The sequence below is a fragment of the Croceibacterium aestuarii genome (genome assembly GCF_030657335.1).
GTDB lineage: Bacteria > Pseudomonadota > Alphaproteobacteria > Sphingomonadales > Sphingomonadaceae > Croceibacterium_B > Croceibacterium_B aestuarii.
The window spans coordinates 1,609,893-1,631,052 of the sequence record NZ_CP131039.1; the positions used below are offsets into that span (position 1 = coordinate 1,609,893).

Genomic DNA, 21,160 nt, shown 5'->3' on the forward strand with positions numbered 1-21,160 from the left:
GATCTAAGGGCTCCTGTCGGCGCCTAGTGCGTCGGCAGCGAGACCTGGAGAGCGGGCGTGGCGAAACCGTTCGCCGCGCCCCTGTTGTCCGCACGTTCGAGGTTCGGCGTCGCCAACAATACGAAGGCCGCCGTCGCCAGGACGGAAATCGACGCGGAAATGGACAACTGCTTGCTCACGAACGGATCTCCTTGGTGCTCCGTATATGGGATTTGGCGCGCGTTGTGCAATGCAGCATTTGTCTTAAAGTGTAGCAAACCTGTCCCTTGGCAGGGGTCCCCAGGAAGACCACATAGGATATCATGAGACGGGACATGCAGTCTTGAGCGGCAGCCGCAGATCGATGGATTGGGGTTTCCCGCGCTGGCGCGGCTACGCCGGTGCGCGCGAAACGGCAAAGGTGCGCCTGTGCGATCGCCACGGCTGCGACGAACCGGGCGATTGCCCGGCACCGAAGTCCCCCAACAGCGCGGAGCGCTGGTATTTCTGCCAGCGCCACGCAGCCGAATATAACCAGAAGTGGGACTATTTCGAAGGTCTCGACAAGGAAGAAGCTGCGGCGCGGGCCAAGAGCGAACAGAGCGAAAACGCCGGCTATGCGGAGGCGGCGCACTACGGTTGGAGCGGTAGCGGCGATGGGACTCGCTCGGCCGACGAGATGCGAGCGCTCGACCTGCTGGGGCTCGACGCGGACGCCGAATTCGAGACGATCAAGAAGGCCTGGCGGGCCAAGGCCAAGGAAGTTCATCCCGACGTCAAGCCGGGGGACGATGAAGCGGCGAAGGCCTTCCAGGCCTATTCGCTGGCCTACGAGGTGCTGCGCCAGGCTGAAGAGCGGCGCACCTGGAAGGGCTAATAGCCCGGAGCCTCGCGGCTTGCCGCCCTGAGAGGAAAACTAACACCCCGCCCAGTTCCCGCCATCCACTTCGGGCCCTGGCGCCCGCCGGCTAATCGCGATTTCTGCAGAGATCGGCAGAATAGGTATTTGGCCTGAGCAACATGTTAACCAATCGGCCGTAACTGAGTCGACGGGATCAGCTTGGGAGGCACCCATGGAACGACGGGTTACGCTGCGACTGGGGACCTGTGTCGAGGTAAGTTGCCTCAGTTCTTCGGCCGTGTTGCAGGGCGAAGTACGGGATATTTCCGTCCAGGGATGTCGGCTCGAGATCAAGGGCGGGCACAGACATCTTTGTACCCCGGGCAAAGCCATGTGCATCGACCTGGGCGGTATGGCGGAGGTCGCGGGCAAGGTGGTCTGGATGGAAGCGGCGGATGTCGGGGTCGAGTTCGACGAGCCCCTCGACCTCAAGCAATACGGCATTCTGTTCTGGCTGGAACGTAGCGCCGGTGTCCATTTCGAACAGCTGACCGACCACCAGATCGCAGCCTGAGCGAAAGGAACTGGCAATGGACGGCAGGAAGTTCGGTCGGATTCAGGCATCTGGCGAGATTGCGGTCGCTTTGCCGGCCCGCATCGCTCCACTGGATTTGCGCGACATCTCGGTCAGTGGTTGTGGGGCGCGGGGCCAGGTGGACGGTCTGGGGCCCGGTACGAGGGTTGTCGTAGAATTGCCGGACGGGGCCGCGGTTCTCGGAGAGATTCGCTGGGCCGACGGCGCGGCCTGCGGCATTGCGTTCGCCCGTGCCTTGCCCGAGGAGGCGGTGCGGGGTTTCCACTGTCGCTCCAGCAGAACGGAATGGGATCGCCACATCTTTCGCGACAAGTTCGGCCGTCCGCTTCCCGCCCTGCGCGTGGTGCGGATGCGCGAGTGGGAGAGGTGATGCATGGCTGACGACGAGAAGGTCGAACGCCGCAAGGATGTGAGGTCCGCCCTTGCACTCCCTGTTCTGTGCCGCGTTCCCGCGACGCCGCGCGAGGCAACGATACTCGACATTTCGGTCAGCGGCTGCCTGATCCGGGCGCCGGGCAGTCTCGAAGTAGGAGCGACCATAATCGTCTCGCTGCCACTGCGCCGCGAAGTATCGGGAATGATCGTCTGGTCGCGCCCCGGACATGCCGGCGTGCGCTTCCATTCGGCGCTCAGCGCCGACCTGGTCGACGCAGTTGCCGCGCTTCCGGACGAAACCCGGATCGCCAAGGTCGCCTGATCCGATCCAGCCGGCAAAGGGTTCAACCCGACACCGTCATTCGATCGATTGCCTAAAGACGACAGGGCAGTTACACCCTGTCGCACGGCGCGCCCCGCCGGGGGGACGGGGCGCGCCAACTCCCTTCACGACTGGTTTGTCTTTCGTGCGGCGTATCAGCGTCTTACACTTCCGCCAGCGCCTGATCGAAGTCAGCGATCAGGTCGTCGGCGTCTTCGATGCCGATGCTGATGCGCACCAGGTTGTCGGTGATCCCCATGGCCTTCTTGCGCGCGTCGGGGACCGAGAGGTGGGTCATGGCCGCGGGGTGGCTGGCGAGGGTCTCGGTGCCGCCGAGGCTGACCGCCAGCTTGGCAACCTTGAGCGCGTCGAGGAAGCGGAAGCTCTCGGCTTCGCCGCCCTTTATGAACAGGCTGAATGTGCTGCCGGGGCCGCTGCAGTGGCGGTCGTAGATGTCCTTCTGCCGCCCCTCGGGCAAGAGGCCAAGGAAGCCGACCCCCTCGACCTTGGGGTGGTCCTTCAGAAAATCGCAGACCCTGATGGCGTTCTCGGTGGCGCGCTGCATGCGGATTTCCAGCGTCTCGAGGCTGCGCAGCAGCATCCAGGCGGTGTTGGGATCGCAGATGCCGCCCATGGTGTTGCGCAAGGATCGGACCGGGTCCATCCACACCTTGGCGCCCGATATGCCGCCCGCCACCAGGTCCGAATGGCCACCCGCATACTTGGTCAGCGAGTAGGCGACGATGTCGGCGCCGTGCTCCAGCGGGCTCTGCCACAGAGGGCCGAGGAAGGTGTTGTCGATGGCGATCGGCGTTTCGGCCGGGTCGAGCGCGGCGTCGCGCGCCGCCCGGACCGCCTCGATATCGACCAGCGCATTGGTCGGGTTGCCGGGGCTTTCGAGGAAGATCATCGCCACCTTGCCGCCCTGCTCGGCGGCCATGGCCTTGGCCTCGGCCAGGATCGCATCGAGTTCCTCGCGCGTGGCGCCGGCCGGGAAGTTGACATGGGGGACGCCGAACTTGCTCAGCCACTTGGCGACGAAGCCCTCGCTGGCGGCGTAGAGGGGGCCGGAGTGGACGATCACGTCGCCGGCCTCGCAATAGGTCATCATCAGCACGCAGATCGCGGTCATGCCGCTGGAGAAGACCAGCGCATCCTCCGCTCCGTCCCACACCGAGAGGCGGTCCTCGAGGATTTCCTGGTTGGGACCGTTGAAGCGCGAATAGACCAGGCCGTCGGTTCCGCCCGGGCGTTTGCCGGTAATGCCCTCGAAATGGCGCTTGCCGGCCTCGGCGCTTTCGAACACGAAGGTGCTGGTGAGGAAGATCGGCGGCTTCAGTGAGCCTTCGGACAGCACCGGGTCGTAGCCATAACCCATCATCAGGGTCGAAGGTTTGAGCTTGTGTCCGCCGACCGTGGCGACTTCCGGTTTGGGCTTGCGGCGCGGGGTAAGCGGCTTGACGGGATCGGCCATGATCGGCGTTCCTTCCTTGCTTCGTGCTCCCAGGAAGGCAGGAGCGGGTCGATCGCTCCGGGGCGCTGGCGATCCTAACCTCCGCAGGACCGCATCTCCACCGGACGTCGGCGTGGGTGCCGATAATGCGCCACGCGGATAAAGACAAGATGGTTGCCGGTGAAACCGGTTGATGCGTGGTTCCGGCGCGTCGAAGCTAGATAAGTGCGGCCACGGCCCAGCAGCCGAATACCAGCAGGAACACGCCGGCGATGTCGAGGAGGATGCCGGCGCCGACCATGCGCGGCAGATGGATACGGCCGGTCGCCCAGGCGATGGCGTTGGGACCGGTTCCGGCAGGCAGCATGAAGCCCCAGCTCGCCGCCAGCGCCGCGGGCATCGCGAGCAGCAGAGGATCGACTCCGAGCGCGACGATCAGGCTCCCGACCACCGGGATGATTCCGCTGGCCGTTGCGACATTGCTGGCGAATTCCGTGACGACAATGACCAGCGCGACGATTGCCAGCGCGACGATCAGGAGTGGCACTGTGGACAGGAACAGCAGGCTCTGCCCCAGCCAGTCGGCCAAGCCCGAGGCGCCCATGCCCGCGGCCAGCGCCAGCCCGCCACCGAACATCATGATCACGCCCCATGGCGCGCGGTCGGCCTCGGCCCAGTTGAGCAGTGCGCGGCCGGTGCCGTCGGGGACGACGAACAGCAAGAGGCCGACCAACACGGCGATGGTCCCGTCGGTCAATGCGCCTTCGGGCAGCAACGGGCCCAACAGCGGCTGGGTCATCCACAGCACGAAGGCCAGCGCGACGAGGGGCACGAGGCGCTTTTCGGGTTCCGTCCACGGCGTGTGATCGTCGATCGCCTCGCGCGCGGCGCGCACGTCGAATGGGTGCGTGGCGACCTGTTGGACCTTGCCGACGATCCATGCCGCCAGCGGGACGCCGACGAATACGATCGGCAGGCCGAACATGGTCCATTCGGCGAAGCTGATGTGGATTCCGACCGTTTCGTCGAGCAGCGCGACGGCGATGGCATTGGTGGGGCTGCCGACGATAGTGCCAAGGCCGCCGATCGACGATGCGAAAGCAATTCCCATCGGCAGGGCGCCCGACAACCCCTCCTTCGAATCTCCGCTCAAGCCGCCGCCGACCAGCACGGCCAGCGCCATCGGCATCATGATGAGGCTGGTCGAGGTGTTGGAGATCGCCATCGACAGCATCGCCGAGGAGAGCATGAAGGCGAGCAACAGCTGCATTGCCCCGCCGTTTTCCCCCAACCGCTTGAGGATGCCGAGCGCGAGACGGCGATGCAGACCCGTGCGTTCGATAGCCAGGGCGAGGAAGGCGCCACCGAGAATCAGGAAGAGGGTGGGCGAGTAATAGGTGCTGGCGGTGTCCTTCGCGTCCATCACCCCGGCCATGGGCAGGACGAGGAACGGCAGAAGCGCAGTGGCGGTCAGCGGTAGCGCCTCGGTCATCCACCAACAGGCCATCCACACCACCAGCCCGGCAACGAGCCAAGCCTGTGGCGGCATCGAGCCCGGCGCGGGAACCGCAAGTGTCAGAGCGAACGCTGCCAGGCCGGCCCAGAACCCGATCCGCTTTGCCAGCACCCAATCCCCCTTTACCCGTCTCCCGCGCAATCCTAGCCTAGCGGGCGATTACGGCAAGGAGGGCAGGCATGGGCGGCGGAAAGGTTACGGGGATCGGCGGCTTTTTCCTCCGGGCGGACGATCCGGGTGCGCTTGCCGCCTGGTACCGCAAGCATCTCGGGATCGTCGCCACGAAGTCGGGCGAGCCGGATCCCGACGGCAACTGGAACTGGACGCAGGAGGCCGGCGACACAGTGTTCGCCATGTTCCCGCGGGACAGCGACTACTTCGCCGCCGGCAGGCAGGTCATGCTCAACCTGCGGGTCGAAAATCTGGACGCGTTGCTCACGCGCCTCGAGGCCGCCGACGTGGCTATCAGCCATCGCGAGGCAATGGACGGTGTCGGCAGCTTCGCCCGCATCCACGATCCCGAAGGCAATCCGCTCGAACTGTGGGAGCCGCCCTCAGACTAAGCTGCGGCGCAAACGCACCCTGCGACCGAGGTTCGCTGCGCCAACCCATATGCCAAGCGAGGCTGGGTAGAGAAGCGCGGCGGCACCAACATTGCGAAGGGTAAATCGCGCCCAGTCGATCGGCGACACACCGAGGAGCAGCGTCGAAGCCGCAAGCGGGGTGAGCAGGAATAAGCCCCCCGCGAGCAGCGCAAGGGTGCGGGCGCGCGAGGGCATTGCCCAACCAAGTGCGAACGGCACGGCGATCGGGTTGAGCAGATAGGCGGCCATCCACACCGCTGTACCGGCATGAGCTTCACGCAAAGCCGGGGCGATCGCGCTCATCGTCAGGGTATTGCACAAGATCATGACGGGCGCGGAGAGAGCGATGGCCGCCGCGACCTTGCGCTCACGGAACGCCCTGTCGAGCAGCACGGCGCCGAGACAGCCGAGCGCCCAGCGCACCTTGCCGGTTTCGCGTTCATTCCATTCAGCGGCCATCGCCCGAACCCACTCGTCACGCTCGGGACCCCCGACGCGCCGCGCGAAGAGAATTGAGGCTCGCGAAATGCTATGTCCAGCACTCATGATCTCAGCTCCTGCAACGTGCCCTTCGCTGGCTCTGCCGCGGCCTCGGCCAGCGCCTTCCGCCCCGCGGGCAGAATGCGGTATGCATGGCGTGGAGGGCGGCCTTCTCGCGCAGGCTCCTGCCACTCGGCTTCCAGCAGGCCGCGCTCGGCCAGGCGAATGAGGATCGGGTAGAGCGATCCGGACTTAAGTCCGGTGCGTTCGGCAATCTCGAGGCCATAAAGCCATTCGGGACGTGGCGCATCGAGGCATGCAAGCACGCTGAGTGTCTGGCGAGAGGGTTTGCGTTTCCACATCACATACAACTCTACCTATATAGAGTTTGTCGTCAAGCGTTGAATCGGCAAACGCTTCCTTACGGGAGTCAGCTCGCCTTGAGGTCCGCGCTCACCATATGCCAGCGCAGCTGCGCAGCGCTCGCGCCAGGGACATCGTTGACGCGGCGCAGGACGGCATCGCCGGTCCACTTCTCGGTGTTTCCGGTTACCAGTTCGCAGCTAAGGGTGGTGGGCGCGGTATAGTAGGACGATCCGGCCGCCCCTTCCATCTGCCCGTCCGACAGAGCGACCGTGATCTTGCGGCAGCGACCAAACTGGGTAGCGTATTCGGCGGCGCTCATGCCATTCTGGGGGCCACCTTCGCCGAACTGGGCATAGGCTTCGCCAAAGCGCTTGTTCTCCACCGCGCGGGCCCAAGCGAGCAGGACGTTGCGTGCGCCTTTCTCGCCTTTTTCCGCTTCGGGCACGAGCGGGGGAGCGAGGGCGACGTCCGTCCCGGCGTCGGTCGGTGTCGGGAAAGCAGCAGTGGGATCCGGGCTCGGCGAGGCCGTTTCGGTCGGCGCCGGCGCTGGCTCTCCGCAGGCACACAGCGCCAGCACCGCGATCACGGCGTAGGACATAGTGAGTTTCATGATGGAATCGCGCCTCCTTTGCGGAGGCAACGGGACAGGGCGGTGCGTTGTTCCGCGCACCGCCATATGCGAACCTACTTGGGCGAAAGCACCATCAGCATCTGCCGACCTTCAAGCCGGGGGTAGGCTTCGACTTTGGCAATTTCAGCCGTGTCGTCCTGCACCCGCTTGAGCAGGTTCATGCCGAGTTCCTGGTGCGCCATTTCACGGCCGCGGAAGCGCAGGGTCATCTTCACCTTGTCGCCTTCTTCGAGGAACTTGGTCACGCTGCGCATCTTCACGTCGTAATCGTGCGTGTCGATGTTCGGACGCATCTTGATCTCTTTGATCTCCTGCGTCTTTTGCGTCTTGCGCGCGGCGTTGGCCTTCTTCTGTGCCTCGTAGCGGTATTTGCCAACGTCGAGGAACTTGGCGACAGGCGGGTCTGCGTTGGGTGAAACCTCGACGAGGTTCAGCCCAAGCCCGTTGGCCTGCTCCATTGCTTCCTTGGTGTACATGACGCCGAGGTTCTCGCCTTCATGGTCGATAACCCGGACTTTGTCCGACTGGATCATATCATCGTAGCGCGGGCCGCTCTTTACGGGCGGGGCCATCATGCGCCGGGGTGGACGGGCTATGGGGCAGTCTCCTGATAATTGCCGTTGTGTTCGCCCGCTATGTAGGGAGGAATCCCCTCCGGCGCTAGGGGGCTTGGGAAGGTCAGGCCGCCCGCCGCCAGAGCGGGAATGTCGCCAGTTTGTCCTTGGCGGGGACCACCGCGTTGATTTCCGCCGCCGGCTGCAGGGCCTGGAGGATTGCGGGGTCGGCGGCGTTCATCCCGCCGGTCAGGGCGCCGTAAGCCGGCAGAATCATCCGTTCGCCGCAGTCGCCGCGGCTGACGACTGCGCAGGGGCGCCGGATCGAGCGATCGCGGACCCGCAGTTGCACGCGCGGGTGGAAATGGCCGGAAAGCTCGGGCCGCGTCTCGCCGGGCCGGGCGCGGTGGCGCAGCAGCAGGCCGGCGATGTCGAGTTCCTCGGCCAGGGTGCCGCCCGCCTTCGCCTCCATTCCCGCGTCGTGGTTGCCGGTGATCCACACCCAGTCGGTCGCGCGGACCAGCGCGGCCAACATTCCCGCGGCGTGCGGCTCCATCCGCTCGGGCCCGGCGTCGTCGTGAAAGTTGTCCCCCAACGTATAGACCCGCCGGGCCCCGGTCTCGCGGATTGCCAGCGCGAGGCGTTCGAGCGTTTCGCGGCTGTCGTAGGGCGGCAGCATCTGCCCCGACCGGGCGTAGAAGCTCGCCTTCTCAAGATGCAGGTCGGCGACCAGCAGCGCCCGTTCGCGCGGCCAGTACAGCGCGCGGCCCTGTGAGAGCGCGAATTCCTCGCCTGCGAACGAAAGGGGAACCATGAACGGTCCTTGCCTCACGCGATTCTGCTTGGCAAGAGCACCATGGCCTTGATCTTGGTCATTGCGACGAGCGCAACGACGAAGCAATCCAAGGCGACTGCGCGCGACGCCATGGATGCGTCGCAGTGCTCGCAACGACGAGAGAGACGGATGACCGACTGGTCCCAGCAGACCCAACAAGCCCGAGACTGGTTCGAGACGCTGCGCGACGACATCTGCGCGGCGTTCGAGTCGATCGAGCGCGAGGCGGCCTCTGATGCGAAGTTCGAGTATATCCCCTGGAACCGCGAGACCGATGACGGTCACGAAGGCGGCGGCGGCGTCCGCGGGGTGATGAAGGGCAAGGTATTCGAAAAGGTCGGGGTCAACGTCTCGACCGTATCGGGCGATTTCGCTCCCGGCTTCGCGCAGACAATCAACGGGGCGAGCGAGGACAATCCCGGCTTCACCGCCACCGGCATCAGTCTGGTCGCGCACATGGCCAACCCGCACGTGCCTGCGGTGCACATGAACACGCGCTTCCTGACCACCAGCAAGGCCTGGTTCGGCGGCGGAGCGGACCTCAATCCGCCGATCCCCTATGCCGAGGACACCGAACAGTTCCACGCCGCCTTCCGTGCCGCCTGCATGGGCCACAACCCGACCTACTACGAGAAATTCAGGAAGTGGGCCGACGACTACTTCTTCATCCCACACCGCGGCGTCGCGCGCGGGGTCGGCGGGATATTCTACGACCACCTCGAGTGCGCCGACGAGCCGCAGTTCGAGCGCAACTTCGCGCTCACCCGCGACGTCGGCAGCGCCTTCCTTGAGGTTTTTCCGAAGATCGTCCGCCGCCGCATGGCGCAGGAGTTCACCCCGGAGGACAAGGCTGCGCAGCTCGAATGGCGCGGGCGATACGTCGAATTCAACCTGGTCTATGACCGGGGCACGCTATTCGGCCTCAAGACCGGCGGCAACATCGATGCCATCCTGATGAGCTTGCCGCCCGAGGTGACCTGGAGCTGAGTCAGCTTGCAGCGAGGCGTTGCCGGAACCATTCGGCCAGCTCGTCCTCGCTCAAGGCGCCGGCGGAGAGGGCGAGGAAGGCTTCACGCGCCTCATCTCCCGGAATGTCGACTTGAACGCCGTTGCGAGCGAGAAAAAGCAAAGAGAGCACGAAAGCTGACCGCTTGTTGCCGTCGACGAAGGGGCGGTTTCTGGCAACCGCGAAGGCGTAAGCCGCTGCCAGATCACTGAGGTCCTCGTCGCCATAAGACCAACGGTTGAGGGGCCGGGCCAAGGCCGATTTTAGCGCCCCGAGATCGCGAATGCCCGCGCCGCCGCCGTGCTCGGCAAGTTGGCGTTCGTACACCGCGATCGCCACGGCCAGGTCGATCCAGACCGGTTCGCTGCTGGCCAAAGCGATTACCCGACCAGCGCGCGAAGGGTGTCGCGGTTTTCGCGCATGATCTTTTCCGCAAGATCCATCTGCCGTTCGAATTCGGGATCGTAGGGCGAGACGCGAAATCCGCTGGCCGTTTCACTGAATGAAATACTGTCGCCGACATCGGCACGGAGCTTGGTGAGCATCTCCTTGGGCAGGATAACTCCCGCAGAGTTGCCGATCCTGGTGATCTTGAGTGTCTTGTGCATACGTTAGTAATGACATGTCGCAGGTGCCAGGCCTACTGGTTTCAGCCGGATCCCAAATTCATTTTCTGCCCTTCGCCGCCCGGCATCGCGTCATCGCCCCGCGTTATCGCCATGTTCAGGACCGGAATCGCGCCAGGCGTTCGATTGCCGCGTCGAGCGTCGCGTCCTCCTTGGCGAAACAGAAGCGCAGATATCCCTTTTCCGGCGCGTCGCCGCAGAAGGCGCTGACCGGGATCGCGGCCACACCGGCCTCGCGGATCATGCGTGTCGCCACGGCCTCGTCATCGGGCTCAAGCCCCGACGCGGCTAGGTCCACGATCAGGAACCAGGTCGCCGCAGAGGGGAGCACCTTATAACAGGCTGCAGCCAGACCGGTGGCAAGGCGCTGATAGGAGGCGGCATAGCGGGCGCGATGGGCGGCATGCCAGGTTGCGGGCAGGGGGAGGCCCTCGGCCACGGCCCATTGCAGCGGCACCGCAGTGGTGAAGGTCAGGAACTGGTGCTGCGCCGCGATACGCTCGGCCAGCGCCGGCGCCGCCAGTGCCCAGCCGACCTTCCAGCCGGTGAGCGAGAAGATCTTGCCTGCCGAGCCGATCTTGACGGCCCTTTCGCGCAAGCCCTCGATGTGTAGCGGCGAAACATGCGTGCTGCCGTCGATAATCATCCCTTCCCATACCTCGTCACAGATCAGCACGAGGTCGTGCGCCGCGCACAGCGCGCCGAGCCGTTCGAGGTCGGTTCGCGTGAGCAACGTGCCGGTCGGGTTGTTCGGCGTATTGAGAATGATCGCGCGCGTCATGGGACCGATCGCCGCCTCCAGCCTGTCGAAGGGGATGGTCCAGCCCGGCGCCTGCAGCGGCACAATGCGCGCGGTACCGCCGGCGCGTTGCACCAGCGGCAGGTAAGCGTCGTAAAACGGCTGCAACAACACCACTTCGTCGCCGGGTCCGACCAAGGCGGAGATCGCGGCCGCCAGCGCCTCGGTCGCGCCGGAGGTGACGATCACTTGCGAGGAATCGAGCTCCAGCCCCTGTTCCTGAGCATAATAGCGCACGACTGCTTCGCGCAGGTGGGGCAGGCCGCGCATCGGCGGATACTGGTTGGAGTGCTCGACCAGTGCCCGCTGCGCCGCTGCCAGCAGCTCGGGCGCGTGCTCGATTTCGGGAAAGCCCTGACCAAGATTGATCGCCCCCGTTTTGCGGGCGAGCGCAGAGACGCGATCGAACACGGTGTCGGCGAATGGGGGCGGCGGTCGCATGCCGTTCCGTTACGCCGCCGCGCCGGGCGAAGAAACCGCTTTCCTCCAGCCCGGCGCGCGCGGCGGGGGAGGCGCCGTACCACGCCCCGATGGCTCACGCGCGCCAACCGTTGCCCCGCGGCCTATCCGGCTCAGCCGCGTTTGGGCGCCGCAGTCTTGACGCGAGGCACTGCCGTCTCTGCCGATCCGGTAAGACCTTCGATGCATTCTTTGCAACTCGCAGGCGCTCTTTCCGCTTGCCCAAATCCAGCCTGCCCCACATCTTGCCGGCGATGTTGCGGCAATACGAACTTGTGGAACGGGTCCAGAGCTATGACCCGGACGCGGACGAGGTCCTGCTCAACCGCGCCTACGTCTACACGGTGCAAAAACACGGGAGCCAGAAGCGCGCCAGCGGCGATCCCTATTTCAGTCACCCGATAGAGGTGGCCGGCTTGATCACCGACCTCAAGCTCGACCAGGACACCGTCATTTGCGCGCTGCTCCACGATACCGTCGAAGACACGCTCGCGACGATCGAGGACGTCGAGGCCAATTTCGGACCCGACGTCGCCCGGCTGGTCGACGGGGTGACCAAGCTTTCCAAGATCGAGCAGCTGACCGACGACGAGCGGGCGGCGGAGAACCTGCGCAAGTTCCTCCTCGCCATGAGCGAAGACATTCGCGTGCTGCTGGTCAAGCTCGCCGACCGGCTTCACAACATGCGCACGCTGCATTTCATTCGCAGTCCCGACAAACGCCAGCGCATCGCCCGCGAAACGATGGATATCTACGCCCCCCTGGCCGAGCGCGTGGGAATGTACGAATACATGCGCGAGATGCAGCTGCTCGCCTTCGAACAGCTCGAGCCCGAAGCCTACGCCACGATCACCGGGCGTCTCGAACAGATCCGCAGCAGCGATGAGGGGCAGGTCGATGCCATCGCGCTCAAGATCAAACAGGCTCTTGCGGAGGCCGGCATCCGCGTCGAGCTCTCGGGACGCGAGAAGCACCCATATTCGATCTGGCGTAAGATGGCCGAGCGCCACGTCAGCTTCGAGCAGATTTCGGACATCATGGCGTTCCGCATCATCACCGAGAACGTCGAGGACTGCTACCGTGTGCTCGGCGTGCTGCACCAAGTCTGGCAGTTCGTGCCGGGGCGTTTCAAGGATTACATCTCGACCCCCAAGACGAACGGTTACCGTTCGCTCCACACGACGCTGATCTACGAGAACTCCATGCGCGTGGAAGTGCAGATCCGTACGCGCGAGATGCACCGCCGCAACGAATTCGGCCTCGCGGCACACTGGGCCTACAAGCAGGACGACCGCCCCGACGGGCAGGTCGGCTGGCTGCGCGACCTCATCGAGATCGTCGACGCCAGCCACGATGCCGAGGAACTGCTCGAACATACCCGCCTGGCGATCTATTCGGACCGCATTTTCGCCTTCACCCCCAAAGGCGCATTGTTCCAGTTGCCGAAGGGCTCGACCCCGGTCGATTTCGCTTTTGCCGTGCATACCGACCTCGGCGCGCAGACCGTCGGCGCGAAGATCAACGGCCGCCACATGCCGTTACGGACGCCGCTGAACAACGGTGACGTGGTCGAAATCATCAAGGGCAAGAATTCCGAACCGCAGCTCTCGTGGCTTGGCTTCGTCGTGACGGGCAAGGCTCGCGCCTCGATCCGCCGCGCTGTGCGCGCCAAGGAACGCGAGGAAGTCGCTTCGATCGGCCGCAAGATGTTCGACGACATCGCCGAGCGGGTGCCGGCCAAAATCGGCCGCAAGGCGATCAAGGCGGCGGTCGAGCGGCTCGAGCTCGAGAATGAGGACGAGCTGATGTACGCGATGGGCTCAGCCAAGCTGAGCGATCGCGAGGTGATGGAGGCGCTGGTGCCGGGCAGCACCGCCGATCTGCCCGAATTGCCGCCGCAGGGGCGGGCGATCTCGATCAAGGGGCTGACGCCGGGCATGGGCTTCACACTCGCTGCGTGCTGCCATCCGGTCCCGGGCGACCGCATCGTCGGGCTGAAGCGGCCGGGCGCCGGGGTCGAGGTCCACGCCATCGATTGCCTCGAACTGGCGAGCGGGATCGACGCCGACTGGGTCGACCTTTCATGGGGCGAACGCTCGCAGGGTGCGGTGGGCCGGCTGCGCGTCGTGCTGTACCACCGCACCGGCACGCTGGCTGAGATGGCCGCCATTTTCGCGCAAAACCGAGCCAACGTGATCAACCTCGAACTGACTCAGCGCGACGATCCTTTCCACACCTACGACGCCGATCTCGAAGTCCAGGACCTCGCTCACCTGACGCGGATCGTCAGCGCGCTGCGGGCGAGCGAGGCGGTCGCCCAGGCGGAACGGATCTGACGCGGTGGGCATCGTCGGTCTCGACCATGTGCAGCTCGCCATGCCCGAAGGCGGCGAAGGCCGCGCGCGGGCGTTTTACTGCGGGGTGTTGGAGATGACGGAAATCCCGAAACCGCCCCATCTCGCGGTTTCGGGGGGATGCTGGTTCGAGCGGGCGGGGGTGCATATCCATCTCGGTGTGGAGAAGGATTTTCGCGCCGCCAGGAAGGCGCATCCCGCGCTTCTCGTCGATGACTTGGCCGACTTTGTATCTTCGATTGAGGCGCGGGGGGTGAAATTCGTCCCCGGCAAGCCGCTCGGCGGATACCGGCGGGGAGACATCGCTGACCCGTTCGGCAACCGCATCGAGGTGCTCGAAAAACTCTAGGGCGGAGCCAGGGGGGCCTGGGACGTCAACCGTTCGGGACTCGCCGGATCGGCACCGGCGCATTGCACAGGTCGATGCCGTGCGCAGGCGCGATATAGAACGCATCGTCTCGATTGGCCCGGACTTGCAGGTAACGGGCAAAGCTGGCGCTCGCAGTGTCGAGATATTCGAAGGAGGGCGGGGCTTCTTCCATGTCGCTGCCGAGCCGCACCGAGACGATCGGCGTGCGCTCCTGCTCCGTCGTGTAGACGCCGGCCTCGCCGGTCCCGCGCGGCAGGACGGAGAGGTATTCGATGCCTTCGATGACCCGGCCGACGACCGCGATATTGCGGTCGAGTTGCCGTGGGGCATGCCCGATGACGGCGTAGAGCTCGCTGCCGCTGCCCATGTCCTCAATGCTGCGCGCCACGCCGACGGTGCCATAGCAATGCACCGGCCAGGCGGTTTCGCCGCCCTGCTGATCTAGGCCGACCGGCCAGCCGGCTACGAAGGCTGGAATGGCGTAGGAGTCGATAAATTTGCTGACGACGATCTCTTCCTTCTCCGGCGTCAGGATGAAGTCGCGATGGTCTTGCTGGTCGCGCTCGACCTGCGTCACGAAGTCGCCGGGTCCCATTGACTGCAGCCCGTCCGGCAGGGGGCGCTTCTCATCGACATCGCCCCATTGGGCGACCCAATTGTCGACGACCCGGTAGACACTTAGTCCATCCCAGAAGTGCGCCCTGGCAAGCGCACGGATGTTGTAGGTCCAGCCCGTACTGAAGGGGTGGGGCACGAGCTGGATGATCACCCGCCGCGGCTTGCCGGCAGCGTCGGGCGCGAGATCCATGACCAGCAGGTCGGAAGACGGGATCGGCGTCCAGTCGCTCGGCGGAGCGGCCGCGACCACCGAGGCCGGGGTGAGCGGTTCGGCGTCTTGAGCGAAGACGGGCGACGCCAGCGTTAGGGCGAGGGTGAGGGCGAACAGTGGCGCAGCGCGCAGGGATGGCGTCATGCGCCGCACCGTGCCCTTAACCGGCAGCATCCTCAAGAGCGTGAATGTCGTCGTCGGAGAGGCCGAAGTGGTGCCCCACCTCGTGAATGACGACGTGCAGGACCAGGTCTTCGAGCGTGACGTCGCCGCGATCAGCCCACTCCTCCAGGAGCGCTCGGCGATAGAGGAAGATGCGGTCGGGCATCGTCCCGCTGTGCTCGATGCTGCGCTGGGTCAGAGCTATGCCCTCGTAGAGCCCGGAGAGCTCGAACGGATTATCGATCCCGAGATCGGCGAGTACTTCGTCGCTGGCGAATTCTTCGACCCGCAGCACGACATCGCCGAGGTGACGGGCGAACTCTGCCGGCAGGCGCTCGAGTGCGCCGCGCGCCATCGTTTCGATTTCGTCGGCCAGTGGCGGCAATCCGAATGTGCGGCTCATTGCGGCTCTGTGGTCCGCCTCGCTTGCCTTGGCAAGCGGCTCCGGCTAGGGCGCGCCTTCCTCGTTACGGGCGGCTTGCACTCAGGCAGCGAAGCGGCACCGTAGAGGGATGCGGAGCGGTGGCCGAGTGGTCGAAGGCGCACGCCTGGAAAGTGTGTATACGGTAACCCGTATCGTGGGTTCGAATCCCACCCGCTCCGCCACCGGGCTTTGCAGACAGGACGCAATCCCTCCAGAATCGCGCGGAAACTCTGCATTTCGCCGGGAATCTTTGGTACACGCATCCAAGCGCCGCAGTTGAAGGCGAGACGCGAGCCGGGCACCTAGCGACGCGTTAAAAAGACGGTCGAATTGTCTCCGAACGACAGCCGTCTCAGGCGTCACGCCCGGCGCTTAGGGCCGTGTGTACGGCACGAAGTCGCCGAGGAAGACGATGCCCGTCGTAAAGCCATTTGTGCGATCGACGGTACGGATCACGTCCTGCTTGCAAAGCTGGCTGCTTGTGCGCTTGATAACGAGGATGTCGCTGGCGTCGAGCGAGCGCGGCTCGGTCGGGCGCGAGACCCAGATCGTGTCGCCTGCGCGATAGACGATGGCCGTGTGATCGTAGACTTCCAACCGGTTCATCTGGAAGGCGGAAATGCAGCTTTTCGGCGTGCCGGCGACGCGGCCCTGGAGCAGCTCGGCGAGGCGTGCTTCCTCGCGTACCTGGAAACGGTTCGGTCCGGCGGTTGTCGCGCAGCCCGAGAGGGCGAGCGCGCCGGCGGCGGCGGCAATGCCAATATATCTTGTCTTCATCGTCGATCTCCTTGCAGATGGGCGGAGGGGGCTAGCTCGGGCGCTTGATGGTCGGACCCAGCCGTTCGATCACCTCCAGGGCGTGAAAGGCGCGGGTGCTGCTTGCCGGCTTGCGGCCGCGGTGCATGACAATCTCGGCATGGGCCTCGAACCGCTCGACCGTTTGGACTTCGGCCGGACGGCTCCACAGTGAATCGCCGTAGCCCGGATACCAGTAACGCCAACCAATGCGCGGCTCGTAATAATGCCAGTAGGGCCGCCAGGCGGGGTAGCCCCACCAGGGATCATATCGCGCATCGGGATAAACTTCGCGCTGAACCTCGTGTTCGACCTCGCGGTCAACGATCTCGAACCAGCCGTATCCCTGCTGCTGCGTCAGTTCGGCCGCGCGGAACAACAAGTAGCCTTCGACCGTCGCACGCGAGGTGAGCCGGTTGCCCGCGAAGCTGACCAGCCAGCGATCTGCGGCCAGTCGTTCCTCGTAGTAACCGCCGCTGGTTTTCGCCGCCGGAGCAATCGGCTGGTAGGGGGTCGGCGTTGCGCAGGCCGAGAGCGCCAGGGCGGCGGCGAGACCGAGGCCGGCAAAAAACCGGCCTCGGCTGGGGGAGAGTTGGTGAACCATCGTATGCCTCACTCGCCAGTCGGCACTTCGTCGGCCGGGATGGCGTATTCGTGGATGTAGTTGATCACGGCGCGGGAATCGTCGACCGCTGTGGCAAAGGCGTCAAACGTGCCGGTGCCTGAGTAATCAGCGTTGCCGAACACGACATCGTAGACGTTCACCTCGGTCGGGACCCAGCTGCCATCCGCCTGTTTGACCAGCACGGTCGTCTTCACGTCACCGTACGTGTCCGAGCGGTCGTAGCTGTAGGCGCTGTAGTCGACGTTCGAATATGTCACGTCCCCGGTGCTCGCGAGATCAATGCCGAGAATGGCGTTCATGTAGGCGACCGCGTCGGGAGCCAGCGTGGTGAACTTGTCGGCTGCTCCGGCCATCAGGCTGGTGGCGACGATCATGTCATCAACCGTCAACTGGCCGTCGACCAGAAAGTCGAAATCGGTTCCGGGCAGGTCGGTCACGCCGGGGATGGTTCCCTCGGTCATCAGCGCAACGTAAAGTGCGAGGTTTTCGAGCGGAGCGTCGATCGTCTTGACGCTGCCGTCGGGACTGGTGACGACCAGGCGGCCGGCGGCATCAGTGCTGAGCGCAGTTGCGTCCGCCAGCAGGGTAACGACTTCCTCGGCGCGATTGTCGAGCACAGAGTTCGGCGAACGGCCCACGTTGAGGCGGCCGATCTCGACTTCGATTGCCAGGGTCGGGTCGATCGGGGCGCCTTCTTCGTCGAGCGGGATCAGGTTGCCGTTGGCGTCGATCGGCTGGACGAAGCCCGCGCCGTTGAGGATCGGCACGCCGTTGGCGTCGCGCAGGATAACGTACATGTCGCCGTAGAGATCGCCGCGGGTGCTGCCCGAATCGCTCGGCGGCTCGCCGTGATCGTTGCGCCCGCCGCCGCCGCCGGCGTAGTCGGGACGGTCGGATTCCTCTTCCGAATCCTCCCCGCCGCTCTCATCGCCCGCAGCCTTGCGGCCGATCCCGGCCCAGCTCGGACGGTCGGAGTCTTCTTCGGCATCGGCCACGTCGCGGAAGATGTCTTCCATGCTGCGGTGACCTTCGCTGCCTCCGGACTCACCCGGCGCGCGGCCTTTGCCCGACTGCTTGCTGCCGCCTTCATGCTCGCTGCCGCTATCGTGATCGCTGCCGCTGTCGTGGCCGTCGCCGTGGTCCTGCGCGGCGGCAACGCCAACGGGGGCAATCGCGATAGCAATCCCGGCAGTTGCGGTCATAAGCGCGGCCGCTGCCGTGGCGATACGGAAATCGGTCATCAGTTTCTTGGAGGTCTTCATGATCTTCGTCCTTGCTTTACGTTCGATATTGACGACCGTTTGCGGCATGCCGGAAAGCGGCTGAATCGGGTGAGTTCCGACTGTGGATTTTACTTAGAGGCGCCACGCAATTCCGAGGCGGAACAACCCTTCGGAGTGATCGAAGCGGTCCGAGTTGTTGCCGTAAGCCACGTCGTAGGCGGCATATTCGGTGACCGTGTAATCGACCCGCAATCGCACCCGCGGGGCCACGCCGACTTCGAGGCCGAGGCCGTAGCGCAAGCCATTTCGCCACTCGCGCGAGCGGGTCGATGCGCCGCTGGTCGAATAGGGGACGTCGAATCGGGTCGTGACCATCCCGAGCCGACCGTAAAGCAGGGCCGCGTCGCCGAGCAGCAAGCCGGCGCGGGCCGAGGCCCCGAGTGAATAATCGTGCTGCGCCGAATAGATGCGGCCGTTGGGATCGCGCTCGATGTTCCAGTTGATCGCGCTGATATCGGCCTCGCCCTCGAGACCGAGGTAGGTCCGGCCGAATACCCCGCCGAATCCCGCGAAGATGCCTGCAAGTCCGCCGCGGCTGGCCCTGGTCACGTCCAGCGCGGTGCCGCCGCTGCGGGTGCCCTGGTTGGAGGTAACCAGCGAACCGTGGCCGATCTGAACGCCTACGTAGGGGCCGGCGAAGTCGATCGGCGCCCCGTCGCGCGGTGTCGCGCGGGGCCGCCCGAAGCGGACCCCGCCGCCGAACCGGAACTGGCTTTCGAGCGAGGAGAAGTTGTCGAACTGTCCGCTGCCCGTCGTGATGTCCAGATCGTCATAGGAAACCACAACGAATTCGGCGCGCACGAAGCTCAGCGCGCCGACCGGGGCCTCGATGCCGCCGCCGCCGCCGAAGCCGGTGCGACTTGCGGCGCCGGAGTACGAACTTGCCGCGTGATCGTAGCTGGTGCGGAAGTCGGCATTGCTCCAGCCGAACCGGGCGTAGATCAGGTCGTCGTGCGCGGTGGCCAGGCCGACGCGGGCGGAGAAGCCGTAGGCGTGGTTTTTCGCCATCGAGAACACCCGGTCGGAGTTGTGCGTCCATTCCGGCCCGTCGACCGACGCTTCGGCCTCGATCCCGAGGTAAAGCGCATCGACCAGCACGCCGTAACCGGCGACCACGACCGCGGAAGGTCCGAAGCCTCCGAAATCGGCCGTATTCGCGCCGTTCGAGCCGCGGGGGCCATCGAGGCCCGTGACTTGCGTGCCATGCGCCAACAGAACGCCGGCGTAGGCGCCGCCCGGCGCTGCGCTGTCGACGCGCAGCGGCATGGCGTCGGCGGCGAACCGGGGGCGCAGCTGCGCGCCGACGCTTACCTCGAAGCGATTGCGCTCGTAATCGTATCCGGCCGCATCCGAACTGCGTTCGTCGTGGTAATAGGCGAGACCGAGATAGAAGTTGCGGTCGAACCAGTATTTCGCCCACGCATCTCCGCCGATGACGAACTCCGTGCGCGGATGGCCGACGTAATCGTAGTGAGTGCCGCTCAGCCCGATCCCGGCACTGATGCGCGGGTTCACATTGGCGCGAAGGCCGAGCCGGCCGCTAGTGAGAATGTAGGCCGAAGCGCCCGGCAAGGTCGTTTCTTCTGCACTGCGGTCGAGCCGGAACGAGCCGCCGAGACCGCCGTCACCGGTCCAGTCGAGTACCGCCCCCACGTCGAAGGTGGAGATGTCGGGCAGGGCGGGGTCGCGATAGTCGCGCTGCAGCCAGCCGGCGAAGAGTTCGGCGGTGAACTGCCGGCCAAGGCGGCCGCGCACGCCGGCGGCGAGCGAAACGCCGTCGGAGTTGCGATCGAAGCCGTAATCGTCTGCCGCGTCATCATAATCGCGCCAATCGTATCCCCCTTGGGCGAACAGTTGAGTGCCCGATGTCAAATCGATTCCCGCGCGGACGCCGATCTCTCCTTGCAGCCGATCGCGGTCGTCGTTGTTGATGGTGCCGGACGAAGTGGGGACATCGGAAAAATCGTAACGGGTGATCGTACCGGCGAGCCGCCCGCTGAAACGGCCCTTGGTGCCGAGCAGGCCTAGGTAACCGAAGCCGCGCCGATACTCGGTCGGCTCAAGACCACTCACGGCGTCGGGGGAACCGCGATTCTCGTGATCCCAGCGCCATTCGCCGCCGCCGATGAGCGAAACGCTGTCGCTCAGCCTCGTGCGGCCGTCGGCCGCCAGCGTCCAGTCGTTGTAGTCTTCGCTGGAAAGTTCGGCGTAGCGCCCGATCTCTCCCTCGGCGCGCAGCGAGGCGCTGTCGGCGCCGGAGCCGAGATCGGCCCGGACGAACGGACGCGCCAGAAAGTAGAAATCGTCCTTCTCGCGATTGCGAGTGGCATAGACGTTGTCGTTGTACCCGCCGACGATTTCAACTCCCGCGTTGACCTCGTGCTTCGCCTCTACCGTCGCCACTGGCTGCAGCGTGCCGCCCTGATCCTGCGCCGCCGCAGCAGCGGACGTGGCAGCAGCGCTCGCCAAGAGCAGACCGCGAAACACCTTCAACCCAATCATTTTCACCGCCCCGCAATATTTGTCGATTGGTTGCGGGTAGCTGCGCGGCGCGGGGTCAGCGCCCCGCAATTATACGGATCGCTCCGGCGTGCTCGGTCGGGGCAAATGCACCAAGTGATAAGGAGCCTGGTTCAGGGCGGGGCGTGGAAAACTCCCATCTCTCGTTTAGGCGGCGAGAGCGGGCGATGCTGCGGAAGATGAAATCCCTACAGAAGTTCACTTCGCTCCACACCAACGCTTATGGCCACTTAAACCAAGAACGGCGTCTGATCGACTGGGAGACCTAGAGCCGGCCGCTCGACCGCCCTGGCAGTGGCGATTGCTCATGGCCTGAGACTCATCGCGGGTCGGAAGAGTTCTGGCGATCGGAGACAAGTTGCGATCAGACTAGCGAC

General features: G+C 65.0%; 25 protein-coding genes, 1 tRNA gene and 1 pseudogene. 10 read left to right on the forward strand and 17 right to left on the reverse strand.

Features of this window, described 5'->3' with window-relative positions; genetic code table 11:
* Positions 1-23: 23 nt before the first annotated feature.
* Positions 24-179 (reverse strand): hypothetical protein, encoded by a 156-nt coding sequence (locus Q7I88_RS07845; protein ID WP_305098483.1) that lies wholly within the window; start codon positions 177-179, stop codon positions 24-26.
* A 143-nt stretch (positions 180-322) separates the two neighbouring features.
* Here Q7I88_RS07845 and Q7I88_RS07850 point away from each other — a divergent pair, with 143 nt between their 5' ends.
* From Q7I88_RS07850 to Q7I88_RS07865, 4 genes are all read left to right on the forward strand, one after another.
* Entirely contained in the window at positions 323-856 is a 534-nt protein-coding gene (locus Q7I88_RS07850; protein ID WP_305098484.1) for a J domain-containing protein, read from the forward strand.
* 196 nt (positions 857-1,052) lie between these two features.
* On the forward strand, positions 1,053-1,394 hold the full coding sequence (locus Q7I88_RS07855; protein ID WP_305098485.1) for a PilZ domain-containing protein: 342 nt from the start codon (positions 1,053-1,055) through the stop codon (positions 1,392-1,394).
* 16 nt (positions 1,395-1,410) lie between these two features.
* Positions 1,411-1,785, forward strand: coding sequence for a PilZ domain-containing protein (locus Q7I88_RS07860; protein WP_305098486.1), 375 nt, complete (start codon positions 1,411-1,413; stop codon positions 1,783-1,785).
* Between the two features lie 3 nt (positions 1,786-1,788).
* Entirely contained in the window at positions 1,789-2,112 is a 324-nt protein-coding gene (locus Q7I88_RS07865; protein WP_305098487.1) for a PilZ domain-containing protein, read from the forward strand.
* A gap of 163 nt (positions 2,113-2,275) precedes the next feature.
* Here the strand turns inward: Q7I88_RS07865 and Q7I88_RS07870 are convergent, their stop codons facing one another.
* Positions 2,276-3,586, reverse strand: coding sequence for a cystathionine gamma-synthase family protein (locus Q7I88_RS07870; RefSeq protein WP_305098488.1), 1,311 nt, complete (start codon positions 3,584-3,586; stop codon positions 2,276-2,278).
* Between the two features lie 196 nt (positions 3,587-3,782).
* Positions 3,783-5,192 carry an SLC13 family permease gene (locus tag Q7I88_RS07875; RefSeq protein WP_305098489.1) on the reverse strand — a complete coding sequence of 470 codons (1,410 nt, stop codon included), beginning with the start codon at positions 5,190-5,192 and terminating at the stop codon, positions 3,783-3,785.
* A 68-nt stretch (positions 5,193-5,260) separates the two neighbouring features.
* Between Q7I88_RS07875 and Q7I88_RS07880 the strand changes: the two genes are divergently transcribed.
* Positions 5,261-5,644, forward strand: coding sequence for a VOC family protein (locus Q7I88_RS07880; RefSeq protein WP_305098490.1), 384 nt, complete (start codon positions 5,261-5,263; stop codon positions 5,642-5,644).
* Here Q7I88_RS07880 and Q7I88_RS07885 read toward each other — a convergent pair.
* The 5 genes from Q7I88_RS07885 to pdeM all read right to left on the reverse strand — a co-directional run bounded on the left by Q7I88_RS07885 (position 5,636) and on the right by pdeM (position 8,510).
* A complete protein-coding gene (locus tag Q7I88_RS07885; protein WP_305098491.1) occupies positions 5,636-6,124 on the reverse strand; it encodes a hypothetical protein in 489 nt (162 codons plus the stop codon). The genes Q7I88_RS07880 and Q7I88_RS07885 overlap by 9 nt on opposite strands.
* Positions 6,125-6,207: 83 nt before the next feature.
* Positions 6,208-6,471, reverse strand: a complete 264-nt coding sequence (locus tag Q7I88_RS07890; protein WP_305098492.1) for a PadR family transcriptional regulator — start codon at positions 6,469-6,471, stop codon at positions 6,208-6,210.
* A gap of 104 nt (positions 6,472-6,575) precedes the next feature.
* Positions 6,576-7,121, reverse strand: coding sequence for a hypothetical protein (locus Q7I88_RS07895; RefSeq protein WP_305098493.1), 546 nt, complete (start codon positions 7,119-7,121; stop codon positions 6,576-6,578).
* A gap of 74 nt (positions 7,122-7,195) precedes the next feature.
* The gene (gene infC, locus Q7I88_RS07900; RefSeq protein ID WP_305098494.1) at positions 7,196-7,717 is read right to left on the reverse strand and encodes a translation initiation factor IF-3; all 522 of its coding nucleotides are present in this window, start codon (positions 7,715-7,717) and stop codon (positions 7,196-7,198) included.
* Positions 7,718-7,820: 103 nt separating this feature from the next.
* Positions 7,821-8,510 (reverse strand): ligase-associated DNA damage response endonuclease PdeM, encoded by a 690-nt coding sequence (gene pdeM, locus Q7I88_RS07905; protein ID WP_305098495.1) that lies wholly within the window; start codon positions 8,508-8,510, stop codon positions 7,821-7,823.
* Positions 8,511-8,660: 150 nt separating this feature from the next.
* Here pdeM and hemF point away from each other — a divergent pair, with 150 nt between their 5' ends.
* Positions 8,661-9,518 (forward strand): oxygen-dependent coproporphyrinogen oxidase, encoded by an 858-nt coding sequence (gene hemF, locus Q7I88_RS07910; protein ID WP_305098496.1) that lies wholly within the window; start codon positions 8,661-8,663, stop codon positions 9,516-9,518.
* Between the two features lies 1 nt (position 9,519).
* Here hemF and Q7I88_RS07915 read toward each other — a convergent pair whose 3' ends face one another.
* The 3 genes from Q7I88_RS07915 to Q7I88_RS07925 form a co-directional block, all read right to left on the reverse strand.
* Entirely contained in the window at positions 9,520-9,912 is a 393-nt protein-coding gene (locus Q7I88_RS07915; RefSeq protein ID WP_305098497.1) for a type II toxin-antitoxin system death-on-curing family toxin, read from the reverse strand.
* A gap of 5 nt (positions 9,913-9,917) precedes the next feature.
* Positions 9,918-10,145 (reverse strand): AbrB/MazE/SpoVT family DNA-binding domain-containing protein, encoded by a 228-nt coding sequence (locus Q7I88_RS07920; protein ID WP_305098498.1) that lies wholly within the window; start codon positions 10,143-10,145, stop codon positions 9,918-9,920.
* A gap of 115 nt (positions 10,146-10,260) precedes the next feature.
* Entirely contained in the window at positions 10,261-11,403 is a 1,143-nt protein-coding gene (locus Q7I88_RS07925) for an aminotransferase class I/II-fold pyridoxal phosphate-dependent enzyme (protein WP_305098499.1), read from the reverse strand.
* Positions 11,404-11,675: 272 nt separating this feature from the next.
* On the opposite strand from Q7I88_RS07925, the gene Q7I88_RS07930 reads away from it, so the two are divergent.
* Together Q7I88_RS07930 and Q7I88_RS07935 are read left to right on the forward strand one after the other, a co-directional pair.
* Entirely contained in the window at positions 11,676-13,757 is a 2,082-nt protein-coding gene (locus tag Q7I88_RS07930) for a RelA/SpoT family protein (protein WP_305098578.1), read from the forward strand.
* Positions 13,758-13,761: 4 nt separating this feature from the next.
* Positions 13,762-14,124 (forward strand): VOC family protein, encoded by a 363-nt coding sequence (locus tag Q7I88_RS07935; protein ID WP_305098500.1) that lies wholly within the window; start codon positions 13,762-13,764, stop codon positions 14,122-14,124.
* A gap of 25 nt (positions 14,125-14,149) precedes the next feature.
* Here the strand turns inward: Q7I88_RS07935 and Q7I88_RS07940 are convergent, their stop codons facing one another.
* Positions 14,150-15,118: a peptidylprolyl isomerase gene (locus Q7I88_RS07940; RefSeq protein ID WP_305098501.1), complete on the reverse strand. Its 969-nt coding sequence runs from the start codon at positions 15,116-15,118 to the stop codon at positions 14,150-14,152.
* Positions 15,119-15,134: 16 nt separating this feature from the next.
* Entirely contained in the window at positions 15,135-15,539 is a 405-nt protein-coding gene (locus tag Q7I88_RS07945) for a metallopeptidase family protein (protein ID WP_305098502.1), read from the reverse strand.
* Positions 15,540-15,652: 113 nt separating this feature from the next.
* On the opposite strand from Q7I88_RS07945, the gene Q7I88_RS07950 reads away from it, so the two are divergent.
* A tRNA-Ser gene (locus Q7I88_RS07950) sits at positions 15,653-15,742 on the forward strand.
* A gap of 190 nt (positions 15,743-15,932) precedes the next feature.
* Here the strand turns inward: Q7I88_RS07950 and Q7I88_RS07955 are convergent.
* The 4 genes from Q7I88_RS07955 to Q7I88_RS07970 form a co-directional block, all read right to left on the reverse strand.
* Positions 15,933-16,337 carry a hypothetical protein gene (locus Q7I88_RS07955; RefSeq protein WP_305098503.1) on the reverse strand — a complete coding sequence of 135 codons (405 nt, stop codon included), beginning with the start codon at positions 16,335-16,337 and terminating at the stop codon, positions 15,933-15,935.
* Positions 16,338-16,368: 31 nt separating this feature from the next.
* Positions 16,369-16,959, reverse strand: a complete 591-nt coding sequence (locus Q7I88_RS07960; protein WP_305098504.1) for a CC0125/CC1285 family lipoprotein — start codon at positions 16,957-16,959, stop codon at positions 16,369-16,371.
* Between the two features lie 8 nt (positions 16,960-16,967).
* Positions 16,968-18,242: a hypothetical protein gene (locus Q7I88_RS07965; RefSeq protein ID WP_305098505.1), complete on the reverse strand. Its 1,275-nt coding sequence runs from the start codon at positions 18,240-18,242 to the stop codon at positions 16,968-16,970.
* Between the two features lie 93 nt (positions 18,243-18,335).
* The gene (locus Q7I88_RS07970) at positions 18,336-20,765 is read right to left on the reverse strand and encodes an outer membrane beta-barrel protein (RefSeq protein ID WP_305098506.1); all 2,430 of its coding nucleotides are present in this window, start codon (positions 20,763-20,765) and stop codon (positions 18,336-18,338) included.
* A 143-nt stretch (positions 20,766-20,908) separates the two neighbouring features.
* Between Q7I88_RS07970 and Q7I88_RS16570 the strand changes: the two are divergent.
* Positions 20,909-21,099 (forward strand): annotated as a pseudogene (locus Q7I88_RS16570) (IS6 family transposase); the annotation flags it as partial.
* Between the last annotated feature and the right edge of the window lie 61 nt (positions 21,100-21,160).

Bases quoted from the DNA above. Each gene is read 5' to 3' on its own strand.
- Q7I88_RS07855 (WP_305098485.1), top strand. From the start codon at position 1,053: ATGGAACGACGGGTTACGCTGCGACTGGGGACCTGTGTCGAGGTAAGT.
- Q7I88_RS07860 (WP_305098486.1), top strand. From the start codon at position 1,411: ATGGACGGCAGGAAGTTCGGTCGGATTCAGGCATCTGGCGAGATTGCG.
- Q7I88_RS07865 (WP_305098487.1), top strand. From the start codon at position 1,789: ATGGCTGACGACGAGAAGGTCGAACGCCGCAAGGATGTGAGGTCCGCC.
- Q7I88_RS07870 (WP_305098488.1), bottom strand. From the start codon at position 3,586: ATGGCCGATCCCGTCAAGCCGCTTACCCCGCGCCGCAAGCCCAAACCG.
- Q7I88_RS07880 (WP_305098490.1), top strand. From the start codon at position 5,261: ATGGGCGGCGGAAAGGTTACGGGGATCGGCGGCTTTTTCCTCCGGGCG.
- Q7I88_RS07885 (WP_305098491.1), bottom strand. From the start codon at position 6,124: ATGGCCGCTGAATGGAATGAACGCGAAACCGGCAAGGTGCGCTGGGCG.
- Q7I88_RS07895 (WP_305098493.1), bottom strand. From the start codon at position 7,121: ATGAAACTCACTATGTCCTACGCCGTGATCGCGGTGCTGGCGCTGTGT.
- infC (WP_305098494.1), bottom strand. From the start codon at position 7,717: ATGATGGCCCCGCCCGTAAAGAGCGGCCCGCGCTACGATGATATGATC.
- pdeM (WP_305098495.1), bottom strand. From the start codon at position 8,510: ATGGTTCCCCTTTCGTTCGCAGGCGAGGAATTCGCGCTCTCACAGGGC.
- hemF (WP_305098496.1), top strand. From the start codon at position 8,661: ATGACCGACTGGTCCCAGCAGACCCAACAAGCCCGAGACTGGTTCGAG.
- Q7I88_RS07920 (WP_305098498.1), bottom strand. From the start codon at position 10,145: ATGCACAAGACACTCAAGATCACCAGGATCGGCAACTCTGCGGGAGTT.
- Q7I88_RS07925 (WP_305098499.1), bottom strand. From the start codon at position 11,403: ATGCGACCGCCGCCCCCATTCGCCGACACCGTGTTCGATCGCGTCTCT.
- Q7I88_RS07930 (WP_305098578.1), top strand. From the start codon at position 11,676: ATGTTGCGGCAATACGAACTTGTGGAACGGGTCCAGAGCTATGACCCG.
- Q7I88_RS07940 (WP_305098501.1), bottom strand. From the start codon at position 15,118: ATGACGCCATCCCTGCGCGCTGCGCCACTGTTCGCCCTCACCCTCGCC.
- Q7I88_RS07945 (WP_305098502.1), bottom strand. From the start codon at position 15,539: ATGAGCCGCACATTCGGATTGCCGCCACTGGCCGACGAAATCGAAACG.
- Q7I88_RS07955 (WP_305098503.1), bottom strand. From the start codon at position 16,337: ATGAAGACAAGATATATTGGCATTGCCGCCGCCGCCGGCGCGCTCGCC.
- Q7I88_RS07960 (WP_305098504.1), bottom strand. From the start codon at position 16,959: ATGGTTCACCAACTCTCCCCCAGCCGAGGCCGGTTTTTTGCCGGCCTC.
- Q7I88_RS07965 (WP_305098505.1), bottom strand. From the start codon at position 18,242: ATGAAGACCTCCAAGAAACTGATGACCGATTTCCGTATCGCCACGGCA.
- Q7I88_RS07970 (WP_305098506.1), bottom strand. From the start codon at position 20,765: ATGATTGGGTTGAAGGTGTTTCGCGGTCTGCTCTTGGCGAGCGCTGCT.